General features: G+C 65.4%; 22 protein-coding genes. 9 read left to right on the top strand and 13 right to left on the bottom strand.

Features of this window, described 5'->3' with window-relative positions; translation table 11 throughout:
* The first annotated feature begins 1 nt into the window (after nt 1).
* The gene (locus tag ASS64_RS10780; RefSeq protein ID WP_198147697.1) at nt 2-1,423 is read left to right on the top strand and encodes a sigma-54 dependent transcriptional regulator; all 1,422 of its coding nucleotides are present in this window, start codon (nt 2-4) and stop codon (nt 1,421-1,423) included.
* 25 nt (nt 1,424-1,448) lie between these two features.
* On the opposite strand, the gene ASS64_RS10775 is transcribed toward ASS64_RS10780, so the two are convergent.
* The 13 genes from ASS64_RS10775 to flgB are packed head-to-tail and all read right to left on the bottom strand — an operon-like array spanning nt 1,449 to nt 10,914.
* On the bottom strand, nt 1,449-2,276 hold the full coding sequence (locus ASS64_RS10775; protein WP_067694043.1) for a flagellar motor protein MotB: 828 nt from the start codon (nt 2,274-2,276) through the stop codon (nt 1,449-1,451).
* A 1-nt stretch (nt 2,277) separates the two neighbouring features.
* Nucleotides 2,278-3,141 carry a flagellar motor stator protein MotA gene (gene motA, locus ASS64_RS10770; protein ID WP_067694040.1) on the bottom strand — a complete coding sequence of 288 codons (864 nt, stop codon included), beginning with the start codon at nt 3,139-3,141 and terminating at the stop codon, nt 2,278-2,280.
* 28 nt (nt 3,142-3,169) lie between these two features.
* Nucleotides 3,170-4,081 carry a flagellar biosynthesis protein FlgL gene (locus ASS64_RS10765; RefSeq protein WP_067694037.1) on the bottom strand — a complete coding sequence of 304 codons (912 nt, stop codon included), beginning with the start codon at nt 4,079-4,081 and terminating at the stop codon, nt 3,170-3,172.
* Nucleotides 4,078-5,418 carry a flagellar hook-associated protein FlgK gene (flgK, locus tag ASS64_RS10760; RefSeq protein WP_067694034.1) on the bottom strand — a complete coding sequence of 447 codons (1,341 nt, stop codon included), beginning with the start codon at nt 5,416-5,418 and terminating at the stop codon, nt 4,078-4,080. The genes ASS64_RS10765 and flgK overlap by 4 nt, the downstream gene beginning before the upstream one ends.
* Nucleotides 5,418-5,723 (bottom strand): rod-binding protein, encoded by a 306-nt coding sequence (locus ASS64_RS10755; RefSeq protein WP_083508314.1) that lies wholly within the window; start codon nt 5,721-5,723, stop codon nt 5,418-5,420. Before ASS64_RS10755 ends, flgK begins: the two co-directional genes overlap by 1 nt.
* Complete coding sequence (locus ASS64_RS10750; protein ID WP_067695188.1) at nt 5,720-6,817, bottom strand: flagellar basal body P-ring protein FlgI; 1,098 nt, start codon at nt 6,815-6,817, stop codon at nt 5,720-5,722. The genes ASS64_RS10755 and ASS64_RS10750 overlap by 4 nt, the downstream gene beginning before the upstream one ends.
* 11 nt (nt 6,818-6,828) lie before the next feature.
* The gene (locus ASS64_RS10745) at nt 6,829-7,485 is read right to left on the bottom strand and encodes a flagellar basal body L-ring protein FlgH (RefSeq protein WP_067694031.1); all 657 of its coding nucleotides are present in this window, start codon (nt 7,483-7,485) and stop codon (nt 6,829-6,831) included.
* Nucleotides 7,486-7,496: 11 nt separating this feature from the next.
* Nucleotides 7,497-8,285 (bottom strand): flagellar basal-body rod protein FlgG, encoded by a 789-nt coding sequence (gene flgG, locus ASS64_RS10740; RefSeq protein WP_067694028.1) that lies wholly within the window; start codon nt 8,283-8,285, stop codon nt 7,497-7,499.
* 19 nt (nt 8,286-8,304) lie between these two features.
* Nucleotides 8,305-9,045: a flagellar basal body rod protein FlgF gene (locus ASS64_RS10735; protein ID WP_067694025.1), complete on the bottom strand. Its 741-nt coding sequence runs from the start codon at nt 9,043-9,045 to the stop codon at nt 8,305-8,307.
* Nucleotides 9,046-9,050: 5 nt separating this feature from the next.
* Nucleotides 9,051-9,863: a flagellar hook-basal body complex protein gene (locus ASS64_RS10730; RefSeq protein ID WP_067694022.1), complete on the bottom strand. Its 813-nt coding sequence runs from the start codon at nt 9,861-9,863 to the stop codon at nt 9,051-9,053.
* A gap of 15 nt (nt 9,864-9,878) precedes the next feature.
* Nucleotides 9,879-10,163, bottom strand: coding sequence for a flagellar hook assembly protein FlgD (locus ASS64_RS10725; protein ID WP_067694019.1), 285 nt, complete (start codon nt 10,161-10,163; stop codon nt 9,879-9,881).
* Nucleotides 10,160-10,564 (bottom strand): flagellar basal body rod protein FlgC, encoded by a 405-nt coding sequence (gene flgC, locus ASS64_RS10720; protein ID WP_083508313.1) that lies wholly within the window; start codon nt 10,562-10,564, stop codon nt 10,160-10,162. Before flgC ends, ASS64_RS10725 begins: the two co-directional genes overlap by 4 nt.
* A gap of 2 nt (nt 10,565-10,566) precedes the next feature.
* On the bottom strand, nt 10,567-10,914 hold the full coding sequence (flgB, locus tag ASS64_RS10715; protein WP_067694012.1) for a flagellar basal body rod protein FlgB: 348 nt from the start codon (nt 10,912-10,914) through the stop codon (nt 10,567-10,569).
* 182 nt (nt 10,915-11,096) lie between these two features.
* Between flgB and ASS64_RS10710 the strand changes: the two genes are divergently transcribed.
* The 8 genes from ASS64_RS10710 to ASS64_RS10675 all read left to right on the top strand — a co-directional run bounded on the left by ASS64_RS10710 (nt 11,097) and on the right by ASS64_RS10675 (nt 17,202).
* The gene (locus tag ASS64_RS10710; protein ID WP_067694009.1) at nt 11,097-11,753 is read left to right on the top strand and encodes a MotA/TolQ/ExbB proton channel family protein; all 657 of its coding nucleotides are present in this window, start codon (nt 11,097-11,099) and stop codon (nt 11,751-11,753) included.
* Entirely contained in the window at nt 11,750-12,190 is a 441-nt protein-coding gene (locus ASS64_RS10705) for a hypothetical protein (RefSeq protein ID WP_067694006.1), read from the top strand. Before ASS64_RS10710 ends, ASS64_RS10705 begins: the two co-directional genes overlap by 4 nt.
* A gap of 57 nt (nt 12,191-12,247) precedes the next feature.
* Nucleotides 12,248-12,760 carry a flagella basal body P-ring formation protein FlgA gene (locus ASS64_RS10700; protein ID WP_067694003.1) on the top strand — a complete coding sequence of 171 codons (513 nt, stop codon included), beginning with the start codon at nt 12,248-12,250 and terminating at the stop codon, nt 12,758-12,760.
* Nucleotides 12,761-12,840: 80 nt separating this feature from the next.
* Entirely contained in the window at nt 12,841-13,128 is a 288-nt protein-coding gene (locus ASS64_RS16705; RefSeq protein WP_067694000.1) for a flagellar biosynthesis anti-sigma factor FlgM, read from the top strand.
* A complete protein-coding gene (locus tag ASS64_RS16700; protein WP_157075167.1) occupies nt 13,125-13,460 on the top strand; it encodes a hypothetical protein in 336 nt (111 codons plus the stop codon). The genes ASS64_RS16705 and ASS64_RS16700 overlap by 4 nt, the downstream gene beginning before the upstream one ends.
* A gap of 75 nt (nt 13,461-13,535) precedes the next feature.
* Nucleotides 13,536-14,390 carry a transglycosylase SLT domain-containing protein gene (locus ASS64_RS10685; protein WP_234002382.1) on the top strand — a complete coding sequence of 285 codons (855 nt, stop codon included), beginning with the start codon at nt 13,536-13,538 and terminating at the stop codon, nt 14,388-14,390.
* Nucleotides 14,387-16,489 carry a flagellar biosynthesis protein FlhA gene (locus ASS64_RS10680; RefSeq protein WP_067693994.1) on the top strand — a complete coding sequence of 701 codons (2,103 nt, stop codon included), beginning with the start codon at nt 14,387-14,389 and terminating at the stop codon, nt 16,487-16,489. Before ASS64_RS10685 ends, ASS64_RS10680 begins: the two co-directional genes overlap by 4 nt.
* A complete protein-coding gene (locus ASS64_RS10675) occupies nt 16,486-17,202 on the top strand; it encodes a sigma-70 family RNA polymerase sigma factor (RefSeq protein WP_067693991.1) in 717 nt (238 codons plus the stop codon). Before ASS64_RS10680 ends, ASS64_RS10675 begins: the two co-directional genes overlap by 4 nt.
* Nucleotides 17,203-17,386 lie beyond the last annotated feature (184 nt).

Genomic DNA, 17,386 nt, shown 5'->3' with positions numbered 1-17,386 from the left:
GATGTCGAAACCAGCCGTCCTGATCATCGAAGACAGCGCGTCGCTCGCGCTGGGCTACGCCGCCCAGCTCGAAGAGGCTGGCTATGCTGTGACGCTCGCCGCCTCCCTCGCCGAAGCGCGCGAAGCGCTGACCTCGACCCGTTTCGCTGCGGCCTTGCTCGACCTGCAATTGCCCGATGGCGACGGCTTGTCGCTGCTCGAGAACCGCGATGCCAATGCGCCGACATATGTTGTTGTGACGGCCGATGGATCGCTCTCGCGGGCGATCGCGGCGATGCGGCTCGGGGCCTTCGACTTCCTGGTCAAGCCAGTCGCCGGCTCCCGGCTGCTCGCGACCATCGGCACGGCGGTCGAGCGATCGCAGGAGGCGCCCCAGCCGGAGAACACCGCAACGGAATCCGACGACACGCGCTTTCACGGATTTATCGGACAATCGCCGGCCATGCAGGCCGTATTCCGTACCGTCGAGCAGGTTGCCGATTCGCGGGCCAGCGTCTTCGTGACCGGCGAAAGCGGCACCGGCAAGGAAGTGACCGCCGAAGCCCTCCATTCGGCCTCGCGCCGCCGCAACAAGGCCTTCGTCGCGATCAATTGCGGAGCCATTCCCGAAAACCTGCTCGAAAGCGAACTGTTCGGCCATGTCAAAGGCGCCTTCACCGGAGCGATCGAGAATCGCATCGGCGCGGCCAAGGCGGCCGATGGCGGCACGCTGTTCCTCGACGAAATCTGCGAGATGGAGCTCAAGCTGCAGGTCAAGCTGCTGCGCTTCATCCAGACGGGCATGATCCAGCGTGTCGGCTCTGCCAAGGCCGAGCCGGTCGATGTGCGGATCGTTTGCGCGACAAATCGCGATCCCCTGCGCGAGGTGGCCGAGGGCCGCTTTCGCGAAGACCTCTACTATCGCCTCAACGTCATCCCGATCCACTTGCCCCCGCTGCGCGAGCGCGGTGACGACATCCTGCTGCTTGCCGACCATTTCCTGACCGCGATCGCGCGCGAGGAAAACCGGTCCGCAATCACACTCGGCGGCGCGACCCGTGCTGCGATCCTGACCCATCCCTGGCCCGGCAACGTTCGTGAGTTGCAGAATGTGCTGCGCAGAGCGGCGATCACGTCATCCGGACGATCGATCGACATTCCCGACCTGGCACCGGGCCATTTCCAGCCGCTGCGCGAGGCGACATCCCATGCGGAGCGAACGTTCGAAGCTCTGCCGCCCGCCTCGCCGGACCTGGCGCCATCACCCACCCCACCCCCGAGACATGCCCCCGATTTCGAGGGCATGACGCTGGCCCAGGTCGAACGGATGGCGATCGAGGCCGCGCTCGATCGTCATGACGGCAATGTCACCCATGCGGCGAGGGAATTGGCCGTGAATCCGTCGACGATCTACCGCAAGATGGACCGCTGGGGACGTCGCTAGACGAGCGCTTGTTGCGCTCCGCCCCTCAATCCTCCAGCGAGATCGAGATCCGCCGGTTGCGCGGGTCGGCGGGATCACCCGAAATCAGCGGTTCGGTATCCGCAACCCCTTCGATCCGGCGAAAACGGTTGGCGGCGATACCGTTGCGGATCAACGTCTGCCGTGTGGTTTCGGCCCGGCCCGCGGAAAGCGACCAGTTGTTCACCCGCGTGGGATCGCGATACTTCAGAGCGTCCGTATGGCCGCGCACGGTGATCTTGCCCAGTTCGGGTGCGATCGCCTCGCCCACCACGGCGAGCAGATCGCGCGCATCGGTTGTGAGCACGGTCGTGCCGAGCGAGAACATCGAGAAGTCCGCGTCATCGACCAGATCGATCCGGATGCCCGTCGTGGTATCGATCATGCGTACCTGGCGCATCAGCCGCTTGAGGCGTTCCTTGTCGGCGGTGGCTTCGGTTACGCGCAGCTGGATGCGCTTGATGCTAGCCATGCCCTCCTTCGGACCGCCGGTCGCATCGCGCGGCACGGTCAGCGTCTGCGTGCCCGTCTGCCCGGCGGCATGGGGATAATTGTCGACATCGACCAGCGAAGAGCCGCTCAACACGCCATCGGCGCCCGCGCTTTGTTCCTTGGTCTTGACCAGCGTCGGCGTGAAATAATCCGCCAGACCCTTGCGTTGGTCCTCGGTCGTCGCGCCGAGCAGCCAGAGCAGCAGGAAGAAGGCCATCATTGCGGTGACGAAGTCGGCATAGGCGACCTTCCAGGCTCCACCATGATGCCCCGCCTGAACGACGGTGACCTTCTTGACGATGACGGGGACGGGGTCGTTGCGACCCGCGGGCGTACTGGCCATCTTACCGGCCCCGCAGCGCGTCGAGGAGTTCGTTCAGGCCAGGACGCACCGTGTGGCCGAGGCTGGATCGCGCGCTTTCCACCACCAGCGGCTGCGGATGGCCGTAGAGCGAGGCGATGATCACCTGTTTGACAGCGTGGAAGATCTGCTCGTCCTGTTCCAGCACCTGCTTGAGACGTCCAGCGAGCGGGCCCACGACACCATAAGCGAGCAGCACGCCGAGGAAGGTACCGACCAGCGCCGCGCCGATCATCTTGCCAAGCACTTCGGGCGGCTCGTCGATCGACCCCATGGTTTTCACCACGCCAAGCACGGCGGCGACGATGCCGAGTGCGGGCAGCGCATCCGACAGTTTCTCGAGGCTGTGCTGCGGCTCGTGGATTTCGTGGAAATGCGTCTTCATCGCATTGTCCATCACCTCTTCCACCGCATGCGTCTCGAGCGTACCCGAGGATACCACCAGCAGCGTCAGCGTGTCGCAGATCAGCGCGATCAGCGCCTTGTTCCCGAGCAGGTTCGGATACTCGCTGAACACGGTCGAATTGGCCGGATCGTCGAGGTGGCTCTCGAGCGCGACGGGGCCGTCATTCTTCAGCATGCGCATCAGCTGCGTGGTCAGCGCGATCGCATCGATATGGTCCTGCTTGTTGTGCTGCGGCCCCTTGAAGATCTTTTTGAATGCCGCGCCGATAGCCTTCAGGCCGTCGAGCGAATTGCCCGCAACCATCGCGCCGATGGCGGCGCCGCCGATGATTAGCATTTCGTAGGGCATGGCCGCCAGGACGGGACCCATCGCACCACCGCTGAGCATGAAGCCGCCGAAAACCATGATGATCAGGACTATGATACCGATGATCGCGTACATTGTGCAATTCCTCCAGTTACGCGCGCGATCAGCGCAGCATTGAAAACAGCGAAAGATTGGCGAGGCGGACGAAGCTGGCCTGGCTCGCTTCGAGAACGGTCATGGTTTCCTGCAGCCGGCTCATCGTTACCGCGATATCCGCCCCGCCCACATCGAGGCGTTCATCGGCGATCCGCTCGGCATTGTTTTCGCGCCGCTCGGCCATGAGATCGATCCAGTTCAGCCGCGAGCCGACGACGGTCTGTGCGGTAGTGACCTTTTCGAGACCCGCGTCGAGATCGGCGAGCGCCGCCGAGCTGGCATCGGCGGCCGCCTGACCACCAGCAGACAGCGCGGCCGCAAGGCCCCCCAGAACGGCGAACAGGTCGGTCTGGCCGTTGGTCGCATCGAACTCGAAAATGTCCGGACCGGTCATACCCGGAATCACCGACTGCCCCTCTCCGATTTCGAGCGGCGTCACGCTGGTGGAGCCAACGAACTGCGCGCTCGTGCCGTCATCGACATAGGCCGCGCCGGCTGTTTGCCCGCCGAGGAGCGCATGGCCGGCGATGTTTCTGCTGTTGGCGAGCAGGACCAGATTCTCCCGCAATCCTGCGATTTCGATCCCGATGGAAGCGCGCTGCTCGTCGCTGAGAGTCTCGCCCGAGGCCTGGACAGCCAGTTCGCGCACCCGCACGACGACATCGGCGATCGACCCCAGTGTCTGGTCGGTGAGCGAAAGATCGGCTTCGGCGAGCTGCGAGTTGCGCGTGTCGACATTCGCGATGCGCTCGTTGCGCGCCAGCATGCGCAGCCGGGCCGCAGCGACCGGGTCGTCCGACGAGCGTTCGAGACGTTCGCCCGTGCCGATCTGTTGCTGGAGCGATTCCGCCCGTGCGCGGAGAGTCCCGATCTGGCGGGTTCCCCGCTCGTAAAAGGCGCCGGTGCTGAGGTTGATCATCGCCCGATCCCCAAGAGAGTGTCGAAGATTTCGCTGGCCGTCTGCATGGCGCGGCCCGAAGCCTGGAACGCCTGCTGGAAGCGGATGAGATTGGCGGCTTCCTGGTCGAGATCGACGCCGGACTGCGCTTCGAGCGAAACGCGCGCTGACGACGCGATGGTTTCCAGTGCGCTCTGGGTCACGTTCCGTCCCGCGACCTTGCTCGACACGTCGAACAGCAGCCCGCTCAGCTGCTGCGCGGGATCGATACCGGCGAGCGACTGGCGCAGCGCGTTGAGGTTGGTGTCGTCGCGGCTTCCCGCCACCGCTCCGGTTGGAGCCGTCGCGATGCCCCGACCGTCGGTCATGACGACGCGAAGCGTGCCCGCCGTGTTCCCGGCGAAAATCGGTTGTCCTTGCGTGCCGTCGAGCGCGGCACCGGCGGCCTGCGCATTGTTCACCGCGTCGGCGAGCCCGGCGGCGATCGTGTCGAGACGCGTACGCACCGTTGCCAGTTCGGTGAGGGCGAGAGATGCGCCCGCAAGGCTGCCCGATCCGGGCGTCGCCGCCTGGCCGTCGACAGCAAAGGTGAGCGTGCCGTCGGCCGCCACAATCGAAGTGAGCGTTCCGGCGTTTCCGCCCTGAACGAAACCGCGCGGCGGATTGGTGCCGAGCGATACGGCGACTGTCCCGTCGATCGCGAATTGGGTGGAAACCGACGTGAAGCCGGCCAGCCGTTCGAGCAGCTGGTCGCGCTGGTCGAGCAGCGCCGCACGGTCGCTGCTGCCGCTCCCGGCGCGTGTCAGGCGCAGATTCACCCTCGCGAGTTCACCGCCGATGATGTTCGTTTCGGCGATCTGTGCATCGGTGTCGAAGCGCAGGCCATCGCCCACCGCGTCGAAGCTCGATGCGGTAATGTTGAACTTGTTCGCCAGCGTGGTGGCTTCCGCGATCGCCGCAGCGCGGCGCGCCGGATCCACCGGATCGCCGCTGAGCTGCTGGAGAACCGCCTCGAATTCGACGAGAGACGTGAAGACGCCCGATTGTTCGAGCGCGCTTTCCATATTGCGCAGGCCCGACAATTCGACATTGGCGCGCTGCAGGTCGCCCGAGGTCCGGCGGACTTCGCCCTGCAGGAAGGAATCGGCATTGCGGCGGATCTCAGCGATCCTTGCACCGGAGAGCGAGATATCCCCGACCCGCCCGGCACCGCCCGAGGCCGAGACCTCCTCGATCCGCAGGCTGCGGCGGACATAGCCGTCACTCGAAGCATTGGCGATGTTCTGCGCCGTTACGTCGAGCGCACCGCGCGCCGCGCGGGCGCCACTTGCGGCAATCGAGAGAAGGTCCGATGCCATCAGAGGTCACCCTGTGGGAGGAAGCGCGAAAGCTGGTTCTCGATCGCCTCGGCAAACCCCAGCTGGCCCGATCGGGCAGTCAGCTCGGCAAACTGCGAATCGCGCATTTCGCGGAAAGTGTCTTCGCCCTCGCCGCCGAACAGGTCGTTGCCGCCGAAGTCGGTGCTCCGTGCGCTGGCCAGCATCTGGCGCAGCAGAATGGCCTCGAACTGCTGGGCCGCGTCGCGCAATTCATTGCGGTTCGGTGCGGCCTCGCGTTCGACCAGCGGCTTCGCGCCGGTCAGGTTGATCGGCAAGGTCGTCATATGATCACCAGCTCCGCCGTCAGCGATCCGGCCTGTTTCAATCCTTCGAGGATTGCGACGAGGTCCGCCGGGCTGGCGCCAAGCGCGTTGAGTGCATCGACCACTTCGGCCAGCGATGCGCCGGGACCGACCTGAGCGACGACCCCATCCTGCTGGCTGGCCGAAATCGTGCTGTTGGGTTCGAGCGCCGTCCGGCCGCGCGAGAACGGTGCGGGCTGGACGACCATCGGGTTCTCGTCGATCCGCACCACGAGGCTGCCGTGGCTGATCGCCGCGGGAGCCAGCCGCACGGCGCTGGAGATCACGATCGTGCCGGTGCGGCTGTTGATCACGACCCTGGCTGCGCGTTCGGCGGGATTGACTTCGAGCATCTCGATCCGCGCCATGATCTCGGCGCGCGTATTGGCGCCGGGCGGCAGCATGAGCGCAAGCGTGACGCCATCTTCGACCTGCGCCATGCCCGGATAGGCGGCGTTGATCGCATCGCGCACGCGCGAAATGGTCAGGAAGTCGGCATAGTAGAGGTTCCAGCGCAGAACCTCGCTGAAATCGAAATTGCTCGACACCGCTTGCTCGACTGTCGCGCCATCGGCGATCCGGCCCACGGTGGGCACGTTGACGGTCAATTTTGAACCGTCCTGGCCGGAGATTCCGAGCCCGCCCACGGCGAGGTTGCCCTGCGCCATCGCATAGATCTGGCCATCGGCACCATAGAGCGGCGTCATCACCAAGGCCCCGCCGCGCAGCGACTTGGCCTTGCCCATGGTCGAAACGGTCACGTCGATCCGCTGGCCGGGTTTGGCGAATGCGGGCAGTTCGGCGGTGATGATGACCGCCGCGGCATTCTTGAGCGCCGGGTTGACCCCGGGCGGCAGCTGCAGGCCGAGACGGCCCGACACGCCGCGCATGGCCTGCGTCAGGTAAGCGAAATTGTCGTCGCCCGACCCGTCGAGGCCCACGACGATGCCGTAACCGGTCAACTGGTTGGAGCGAACCGACTGGAACTGTCCGAGGTCGCGGACTCGCTCGGCCGCTGCCGGAACCGGCAGCGACGCGAGCAGCGCGGCGAAAATGAGGGCGAGACGACGGATCATGATCGGCATCCTCAGAACGGCGAAATCGCGCCGAAGAAGCGCGACAGCCAGCCTTCGCGGCTTGCGCGCTGGATCGACCCTGCGCCGGAATAGGAAATGCGCGCATCGGCCACGCGGATCGACGGGACACGGTTGTCCTGGTCGATATCGGCGAGGCGGATGATGCCCGAAAGCTGGACCCATTCTTCGCCCTGGCTGAGTTGCATGACCTTTTCCCCGCGCACCAATGCCGTCCCGTTCGGGCGAACTTCGGCAATGGTCACGGTCAGGTCCGCCCGGATCGAACTGGCCTGCGATGCATCGCCCGAACCTGTGAACGACGATCCGCCCGAGGCATTAAGGTCGCTGTCGTCGATACCGATGAATTGCGGCAGCGAAAGGCCGATGTCGCCGTCCCGATTGGTCGATCCGCTGGTCGATTTCGACGTCCGCGTGCGTTCCACCAGCACGATGGTCACGATATCGCCGACCCTGGCTGCGCGGTTGCCGTAATAGAGCGGCGCATAGCCGTGGCTGGCCTGGTAGATCGCGCCGTCCTGATGGCGCGCGGGTGCCATTTGCTGCGGAGCGGGCGGAAGCGCGGCCGAGAAGCCCTCGGGGCGCGCCGAGCCACCGCCGCAGGCCGACAGGGCGAGCGCCAGCGGGACGAGACAGATAGCGGGTTTCATGGCGAAATTCCTCACAGCGTCTGGTTGGCGTTGCGCAGCATTTCGTCGACGGCGGAGACCATCTTCGAGCTGATTTCGTAGGCGCGCTGGGCTTCGATCATCTCGACCAGTTCCTGGACGATGTTGACGTTCGAGCCTTCGAGCATGCCCTGGCGGATGTTCCCGCGACCGTTCTCGCCGGCGGCGGCCAGTTCGGCAGCGCCGCTGGCCGCGGTTTCGACGAGGAAGTTGTCGCCGATCGCCTGCAGGCCCGAGGGGTTGGTGAAACGCGCGACCTGGATCTGGCCGAGTTCGGCAGGCTCGGCCTCGCCCGGCAGCGCCGCCGATACGGTGCCGTCCGGCGCCACGGCGATTGCCGTGGCCCCTTCGGGAACGGTGATCGCGGGCTGGACGGCATAGCCCTGCTGGGTGACCAGCTGGCCTTCCGGCGAGAGCGTGAAATTGCCTGCCCGGGTATAGCCGATCTGACCGCCGGGCATCTCGATCTGGAAATAGCCATCCCCGTCGAGCGCGAGGTCGAAAGCATTGTCGGTGTTGCTGAGCGCGCCCTGCGTCATGATCTGGCTGGTCGACTGGACCGCCACGCCGGTGCCCAGGTTGAGCCCGGTGGCATAGGCGGTCTCGCCCGACGATCGCTGGCCGGCGACGCGCGCGTCCTGATAGGCGAGCGTGGCGAAATTGGCGCGATCGCGCTTGAAGCCGGTAGTGCCGACATTGGCGAGGTTGTTGGCGATGACGCGCATGCGCGCATCCTGTGCCTCGAGCCCGGTACGGGCGACCTGAAGGGCTGAAGTGGGCATGGACTATCCTTTCCCCTGATTAGCCGAGGCGCATGAGCTGCGCGCCGCTTTCGTCGATTTCGCGTGCGGTGGAGATGACCTTGCTGCGCATGGCGAAGAGCCGCTGCGCATCGATCATGTCGACCAGAACTTCGGTGGTTTTCACGTTTGACTGTTCCAGCGCGCCGGTCTTGACGGTGGCCGCCTCGTCGGTCGGCAGGATGCCGCCGCCTTCGACGCGGAACAGGCCGTCGAGCCCCTTGCTCACCGGCGAGCCTTCCCACGCCGCCAGCTTGATCCGGCCGATCTCGGCCGGCGCCTGTTCGGGCGTGGCGGGATCGGCAATGGTGATCGTGCCATCGGGCGCGATCGCCGGGATGCCGACCGGCGGGATCGTGATCGGTCCGTTGTCGCCCAGCACCGGATGCCCCTCGCCATTGACGAGCAGGCCCGTGGCCGAAACCGACAGATCGCCGCGGCGGGTGTAGGCTTCGGTTCCATCCGCGGCCTGCACCGCCATCAGCGCATCGGTTTCCATCGCGATGTCGAGCTCGCGCCCCGTCTCGATGGTCTCGCCCGCCGCCATATCCGCGCCGCGGACGCTTGCGGTCTGCATCGCCCGGGCCTCGTTGGGCTGGCCCTCGATCGTGACCGGACGCTGATCGAGCAATTCCGCACGAAACCCGAGCGTATTGGCGTTGGCCATGTTGCTCGCGATGACGCGCTGGCTGTCCATCGACGCCCGCATGCCCGAAAGCGCGGTATGGATTAGGCGGTCCATGGCGATCAGCTCCGCAGGTTGATGACCGTCTGCGAGATCTGGGTCGCGGTATCGATCGCCTTGGCATTGGCCTGGAAGTTCCGCTGCGCGGTGATCAGGCTGACCAGTTCCTCGGCGATATCGACGTTCGAGCGCTCGAGCGCACCCGATAGCAGCGAGCCGTAAGCCCCCGAGCCCGGCGAACCATAGCTGGCCGCGCCCGACAGGCCGGTGCTCTCCCAGTTCGCCGCGCCGACTTTCTTGAGGCCGGTGGGCGAAATGAAGCTGGCGAGCGCCACGGCACCGACCGGTTCGACCGAACCATCGGCATAGGACGCCTGGACCAGACCGGTGGAAGTGATGGTGACACCGGCGAATTCCGCACCGGCGGCATTCACGGCGGGGACCTGGGCATCGGACAGCGTGTTGCCGGTCACCTGGCCATTGGCATCCACCGGGAAAACCTGGAGACGATTGCCCGCGCTGTCGGCCACGAAGCCGGCTTCGGTCAGCGCGAAAGAGCCCGCGCGGGTATAGAGCGTGGAACCGTCCGTGCCCGAGCGCATGGTGAAGAAGCCATCACCGGTAATCGCGAGATCCAGCGCCGAACCGGTCTGCTCGACCGGGCCGAGCGCGAAATTCTGCGTGATCGACGACACCGACGAACCGATGCCCTGGATCATGCGCGGGTTGGTCAGCGCCGATCCGGCAACGATTTCGGAAAACTCGGTGCGGCTGCGCTTGAAGCCGTGGGTTTCCGAGTTCGAGATGTTGTGCGCGATGACCCCGAGCGAGGTCTGCGCATTCTTCATGCCGTTAAGCGAAGTGTAGAAGGACATGGATTGTCTCCCTGATCAGGTGTCGGATGCGGACTGGTTGGTGACGATCAACTGGTCGAGCTTGTCCGCAATCCGCTCGAGCATGGCATTGGTTTCGGCGACCCCGGCCAGCGAGGAGAACTGCGCCATCTGGGCGAGCATTTCCTTGTTATCGACCGGATTGAAGGGGTCCTGCTGCTGCATCTGGACGGTCAGCAGGCGCAGGAAGTCACCCTGCCCCAGCGAGTCCATGCCGCGGCCTGCGACAGGCGCATTCGACGTGGCGGAATTGGCCGCCTGATTGGTAATAGGAGTGATCATTTCATCCTCATCGTTTCGAGCATGAGCTGCTTGGCGGTCGACATGGCCTCGACCATGTTGCGGTACTGGCGGGACGCTTCGAGCATCTCGACCATCTCGGCGTTCTCATCGACCGGGGCTTCCCAGACGTCGCCGTTTTCGTCGGCCAGCGGGTGGCCCGGATCGTGGCGGCGGATCGGCGCGACGTCCTCGCGCACCACCCCGCCCACGCGGACCGAAGACAGGCCGGTCGCGCGATCGAGTTCCTGCTCGAACACCGTGCGCATCGGGCGGTAGGCCTCTTCCTCGCTGCCCGACACGGAGCCGGCATTGGCGAGGTTGGAGGCCGCCGTGTTCATCCGCACGAGCTGCGCGGACATGGCGCGGTGGCCGATATCGAAGAAGGAATTGGGACCGGCCATCGTCATTCGCCCTTGATCGCGCGCGTGACGGTTTCGACCCGTCCGCGCAGGAAGTTGAGCGTGGCGGTGTAGGCCACCGCGTTTTCGGCGAAGGCAGCCTGTTCGGTCGACATTTCGACGGTATTGCCGTCGAGGCTCGCCATGGTCGGGACGCGATACTGAATGGCGCTATCGGTTGCGCGGGCGGTATCGGCGCCGCCCAGCTTGGCCTGCAGCGCGGCGGCAAAGTCCACGTCGCGCGCCTTGTAGCCGGGCGTTCCCGCATTGGCGATGTTCGAACCGAGCACACCCATGCGCTGCGACCGGATCTCCAGTGCCGCCCCGTGAATGCCGAACAATCTGTCGCTCATCTGAGCCTCCGCAAAAATTACGGGAAATGTTCAGCAAGGGGCGTGCCAAAGTGGATTTGCAGGGCCGGAAAAGGCCAAAGCGGCAGAATGTGGCAAGCGCTTGCCGGTAGGCGGCAAAGTTCGTCCGCCGGATAAATCTCGGCAGACTCCGGCCGTTCTTGGCGGCAAGGAGAAGCAACTTCATGCTGGATACCTGGTTCGATCCGATGGCGCTCGCCATCGTCCTTGCCGGCACCTTGGCGGCGACGCTGCTGCGCTGCGGCGTCGCGGACGGCCGCATTGCGCTATGCGCATTGCGCGGCCTGTTCGATGAACCCTTCGATGCCGCAAGGGCCAAGGCCAGCCTGGCCGTCCAGATCCGCGAAATCGCCGACGACGGCTTCCTTCGCGCCGAACCACACCATTTCGGCGATAGGGAATTCGACAGCCTGTCGGACCTCATGATCAGCCAGCGTTCGATCCAGTCGCTGCATGGCGAGCACTCCAAGTTCAAGGACGCCCGGCTGGCCAATGCGCACACCGCCATGCGCGTATTCGACAGCGCCGCCGAACTCGCGCCCGTCCTCGGGCTCGCCGGCACGCTGATCGCGCTCGGCCAGGCGCAGGGTGCGGCGGCGGCGAACAGCGGGATCGTCGGCGCGATCTCGACGGCGGTGGTCACCACCCTCTACGGCCTCGTCGCCGCCAATTTCCTCTTCTCTCCCATCGGCAATGCCATCGCGCGCAGGTCGCGTCAGGAAGAACGCGATCGCGACGAAGTGCTCGAATGGCTGGCCAACGGCATCCAGAAGGCCGGCAAGGCCGATGCCGCGCCGGTCGCGGCGAAGGTGGCGGCATGATCCTGCGTCCCACATCGGGCTGGCAGACGATCACCGCGGATCTCGCGCTGATCCTGTTCCTGATCACCGCCCAGGCCGCCGGGACAAATGCGGCGCCGGCCGGAGAAGACGAAACGCCCACGGTCATAGCCGCCCCCGACGCTCAGGCGCCGGTCGCTTCTTCCGCGCTGGCCCTGCACCGTCCCGTCCGGGGCGAAGAGGTCCGCGAATGGCTGATCGCAACGGTCACCGACGAACGCCAGGTGGCGACGATTTCCATAGGATATGCCCCCCATCGCCGGGTCGAGGCGTTGGCCGAGGGCGAACGGCTGATGGCCGAGGCGGAGGCCGCCGGCGTCGCGGCACGCCTGATCGCGACCCCGAATAGGAAGGACGAGGTCGCGATCTCGGTCGATTACCTGCGCATGCCGCCGGCTGGCACGAGTCTTGCTCCGTAATCGCGAAACGCTCCCGATCGCCGGGGGTACACTCGTAAACCGGAGCCAGAATCGATCATGCGTCACCAGTTTCTAGGATCACTCGCCGCCGCGCTCTTCGCGACCTCGGCCGTGGCCGCAGCGCCGATGGACCTGTCGATCATCGATCGCGCCGTGGCCGATTTCACCGGCGCCGAAGTCGGCCAGCCGGGCGGCGCCAAGCTGCCCGTCGACCGCCGCCTGCGGCTGTCGCACTGCCAGTCTCCGCTCGATCTGCAATGGTTCGGGCGCGACCAGCGCTCGATCCAGGTCGCCTGTCCCAGCGCGGGCTGGCGCATCTATGTTGCGGTGGATGGCGGTGCCGGAGGCTCCGGCCGTTTCGCGCAGCAATATGGCGAGACGCTGGTCAAGCGCGGCGAAAACGTCAGCATTCTCGTGCGCGGCAGCGGCTTTACCCTGACCCGGCAAGGATCCGCCGTCGAAGACGGTGCGCAGGGCGAATGGATCAAGGTCCGCGCCGCCGGCGAAAAGACCGAAACGCTTCGCGCCATGGTCATTCGCCCGGGCCAGGTCGGCATCGAATTGCCGTAACCGGCAAATTTTATTGCCGGGGAGTTAAACCCGCGCATCTTTCGCCGTTCTTCTGAGCGACCAGTCAATGGAGCGAAACGATGCGTATTGTCGGATTGCCGGAATTTCAGGGATCGGTGCTGCGCCCGAGCGCAGCCGTCTCGCCTGCAGGGAAGATCTCGCCCTCGCAGAAGGTCGCTGCCGAAGCGCGCGAAGCCGAAGCCCCCATTTCGACTTCGCGCGTTTCGGCGGGCCGTGAGGTTCCCGTCGACCACGACCGTGTGGCGGAAATCCGCAAAGCGCTGGAAACCGGCACCTACCCGCTGATCCCCACCGAAATCGCCGATGGGATCATCGCTGCGGGCCTTTATGGAAAGGTCGGGAAATGACCCGTAAGAAGGACACGCTGGCTACCCTGCAACAGATGCTCGCACTTTTGCAGGGTGAGCGGCAGGCACTTGCCGCCCTCGACCTCGATCGCATCGTTACCTGCACGAATAGCAAGATGGATTTGTGCGCAAAGCTCGAAGCGGTGGACCAGGCCAGCCTGGACGAGGAATGCCTCGGCGTCCTCGACGCGGTGCGCCGTCTGAACGAGATCAACCGCCGCCTGCGCAACCTGATTGCCAGCAATGTCCAGAACCGCCTGGGCGCGCTGAGCGGCAACAGCCAGCCCTACGCGGCCCTGCCTCGCCAGAATATGGGCGTGGCACTCGCCTGACGATCCAGCCCGCTTGGGCGGGAGATTTGGCACGCATCTTGCTGAACTGCCGGGAGAACAATTCCCGGAGGTTTCGTGCCTACAGTCAATCCAGTCCAGACCGCAGAAGTGCAGGGAGCGATCGCCCGCGCAGCGACGCGGACGGGTGTCGACTTCGATTACCTGCTGGCCCAGGCCAGGCTCGAATCCGGTCTCGACCCCAGCGCCAAGGCGCGAACCTCGAGTGCGACTGGGCTCTACCAATTCATCGATTCCACCTGGCTGCGCACGCTCGACCGGCATGGCGCCAAGCACGGCATGGATTGGGCCGATGCCGCCATCAGCCCCAATGGGCGGGTGAGCGACGCGGCGACGCGCAATCACATCCTGTCGCTGCGCTACGACGCCGACGCCTCGTCTCTGATGGCCGCCGAATTGACGCGCGACAATGCACAGGGGCTGCGCACGACGCTGGGCCGCGAGCCAGAACCGGCCGAACTCTATCTCGCGCATTTCCTCGGCCTCGGCGGGGCGCAGAAATTCCTCGGCGTGTTGGACAGCAATCCCGACCAGTCGGCCGCTGCCCTGATGCCGCAGGCCGCCCGCGCTAACCGTTCGATCTTCTATGCCGGCGGATCGCCGCGCTCGGTCGGCGAGGTGATGACGCTGATGCGCGACAAGGTCGATGCCGCCTATGGCCAGACGCCGGTGCCCGGCGGCGGTCGGGCCATCGAACACGACTTCGCGGCGATGGCGGCGCAGCCGCAATTCCAGCACACCGTGTCCACCCGCGGCAATCTGGCGCCACCGCCACTGCCCCCTGCGGGTGGTCCGCGTCCGTCGATGGCCGACACGCTGCGGTCCACCTTCGGCGACGGCAGCGCCGGCGGCAGCCGCGCGAATGAACACATCGCCGCCGCCTATGGCAAATTCAAGGCGCTCGGCCTGTGAGCGCGCGTCAGATCCTCAACCCCGGGCTCGCCCTGCCGATCGGCATCCTGACCATCATCCTGCTGATGGTCATGCCGATCCCTGCGATGCTGCTCGACGTGTTCTTCGTGATGAACATCGCCCTGTCGGTATCGGTGCTGATGGCGGCGATGAACGCCAAGAAACCGCTCGACTTCTCGTCATTCCCGTCGGTGCTGCTGTTCGCCACGCTCCTGCGTCTTGCGCTGAATGTCGCATCGACACGCATCGTCTTGCTGAACGGGCATGAGGGTGGCGCGGCAGCGGGCAAGGTTATCGAGGCCTTCGGCGCCTTCCTCATCGGCGGCAATTTCGCCGTCGGTATCTTCGTCTTCCTGATCCTGATGATCATCAATTTGATGGTCGTGACCAAGGGCGCCGGCCGCGTGTCCGAAGTCTCCGCCCGCTTCACCCTCGACGCCCTGCCCGGCAAGCAGATGGCGATCGACGCCGATCTCGCGGCCGGCCTGCTGACCGCCGACGAGGCCAAGGCACGTCGGCGCGAAATCGCCACCGAGGCCGACTTCTATGGCTCGATGGACGGTGCCAGCAAATTCGTGAAAGGCGATGCCGTCGCCGCGCTGCTGATCCTGCTCATCAATGTCATCGCGGGCCTGGTGCTGGGCGTTTCGACTCACGACCTGTCGGCCGGCGAAGCGGCCGAATTCTACGTCACGCTCGCGGTCGGCGATGCGCTTGTCGCATCGGTGCCCGCGCTGCTGCTGTCGATAGCGGCCGCCGTCATCGTCACCCGCGTATCCGACGCGCGCGACCTGACCGGCCAGATCGGCGGCCAGCTCGCCGATCCCAAGATCTGGCTGCCCGTCGCCTGTATCCTGTTCGTCATCGGCTGCATTCCGGCGATGCCGCAATCGATCATCCTGCCGCTCTCGGCAGGCGCGTTCTGGCTGTGGCACAGCCTGCGCAAGCGCCAGGAAGCGGCGGAAAACATACCCGAGCCGGTGGTCACGCCCGACCCTGCGCATATCGCGATCGACGAGGTTTCCGACCAGACGCTGGTCACGATCCAGCTCGGCTACGGCCTGATCCACCTGACCGACGAGAAGCGCGGCGCGACACTGGTCGCGCGCCTGACCGGCCTGCGCAAGCAAATGTGCCAGACCTTCGGCTTTATCATCCCCCAATTCCGTATCGAGGACAGCTTCGAAGTCGAGCCCGACGCCTATCGCATCACGCTGGGCGGTGCGACGATCGGCGGCGGCAAGATCAAGCCCGACCACCTGCTGGCGATCGACACAGGCGAAGTCATGCACTCGCAGGCCGTCCCCGGCGAAGCGACGGTCGACCCCAGCTTCGGCTGCCCGGCGCTGTGGATCGATCCGGGCACCCGCGACCTGGCAGTGGCCGAGGGCTACCTCGCGGTCGATCCGGAGAGCGTCATCGCCACGCAGATCCACCAATTGCTGGCAGCACGGGCGCAGGACCTGCTCGGCCCCGACCAGGTGCGCGACCTGCTCGACCATCTGCGTGCGCGCCATGGTCAGCTGATCGAATCCTTCACCCCGCAGCCACTGACGCTGGCTGCCGTAACTCGCCTGCTCAAGGCGCTGCTCGCCGACGGCATCTCGCTGCGCCATTCGCTGCGCGTCTTCTCGAGCATCTCGCTCGCCGCACAGCAAACCGCGGAGCACGATCGCATGATCGACATCGTCCGCGCCGACCTTGGCGCGATGATCGTGGGCGAAGCCTGCCCGCCCGACGCAAAACTGCCGGTAATAACCTTGGCTGCGGGTCTCGAGGACATGGTCGTCGGCGGGCTGCAGGACCCCGCATCGGGCGAGATCGTGATCGAACCCGACCTTGCGCGGTCGATCGGCGAACGCATCGCCGCCATCGTCTCGCAGCGCGACCCTTCGGCAACGCGCCCGGCCCTCATCGTCCAGCCGCGCGCACGGCGTGCGCTGACCGCCCTGCTGCGCCTGCGTGCGCCGCAATGCCTGGTGCTGTCGATCAACGAACTGCCCGCCGCCCAGCCAATCGAAGTGATCGCGGTGGTGGGCGACGAAGCACCCGAACAGCCTGCTCAACTCGGCCATGAAACGGAGGCCCTCGCGGCATGAAGTACGACCACTCCAATTTCAATGCGCAGCGCGCCTATACGAGCGAGACCAATCAGCGGATTGGGAAATTCCTGCCCATGGTCCGCAAGCTAGCATGGTATTACGAGGGTAGCTGCGGCGCGTCCCTGGATGTCGACGACCTGCTTCAGGCCGGAATGATCGCGCTGACCGAATGCGCGCAGCGCCATGATCGGCCGGGCGAAGATGGCTTTGCCGCCTATGCCAAGATGCGTGTGCGCGGGGCGATGATCGATCTCTTGCGCTCCCAATCGCCGCATGCACGCGGCGCCGCTGCCCAGCGCCGCCGCATCGACGGCGCGATCGACCAGCTGCGCATCAGCCTGGGCCGCGATCCTTCGGCCGAGGAAATCGCCTTCGCGATGGATGTATCGGTCGAGGAGTATCACGACATGCGCACACAGCTGGCGACGCGCGTGGTCGATCTCGAAGATTGCTATTCCGACGCAAATCCGGCGTTCACTTCGGAAGAACCCGATGCCGAGGCGCGCCTGCTCGAAGCCGACGACCGGGAAGCCCTCGCCGAAGCGATCGCAAGCCTGCCCGAACGCCTCCAGCTGATCGTCAAGCTGCATTTCATCGAAGAGCTGAACCTGACCGAGATCGCCGCCGTCCTCGATGTGAGCGTGCCGCGCGTTCACCAGCTCAAGTCATCGGCGCTCTCGAAGCTGCGCCTGGCCATCGTCGATCGCTAGAAAACCACGTATGAGCGCACAAACCCCGAGAAATTATGCAAAAAATCTTGCCAATACGTGCCAGAACGGATGACAGCTACCAGTATTGCGGTGTAATCGCACCGTAACGCACCCCTTTTGCGGGGCCATTCCGTTCGGGATAACTCCGATGTCGCCTTGGGAAAGCCGAATCCTGTCTTTCGTG

The organism is Erythrobacter sp. AP23 (genome assembly GCF_001542855.1).
In the GTDB taxonomy this organism is placed as follows: Bacteria; Pseudomonadota; Alphaproteobacteria; order Sphingomonadales; family Sphingomonadaceae; genus Qipengyuania.
This window is presented reverse-complemented; position numbering and strand designations above follow the sequence as displayed.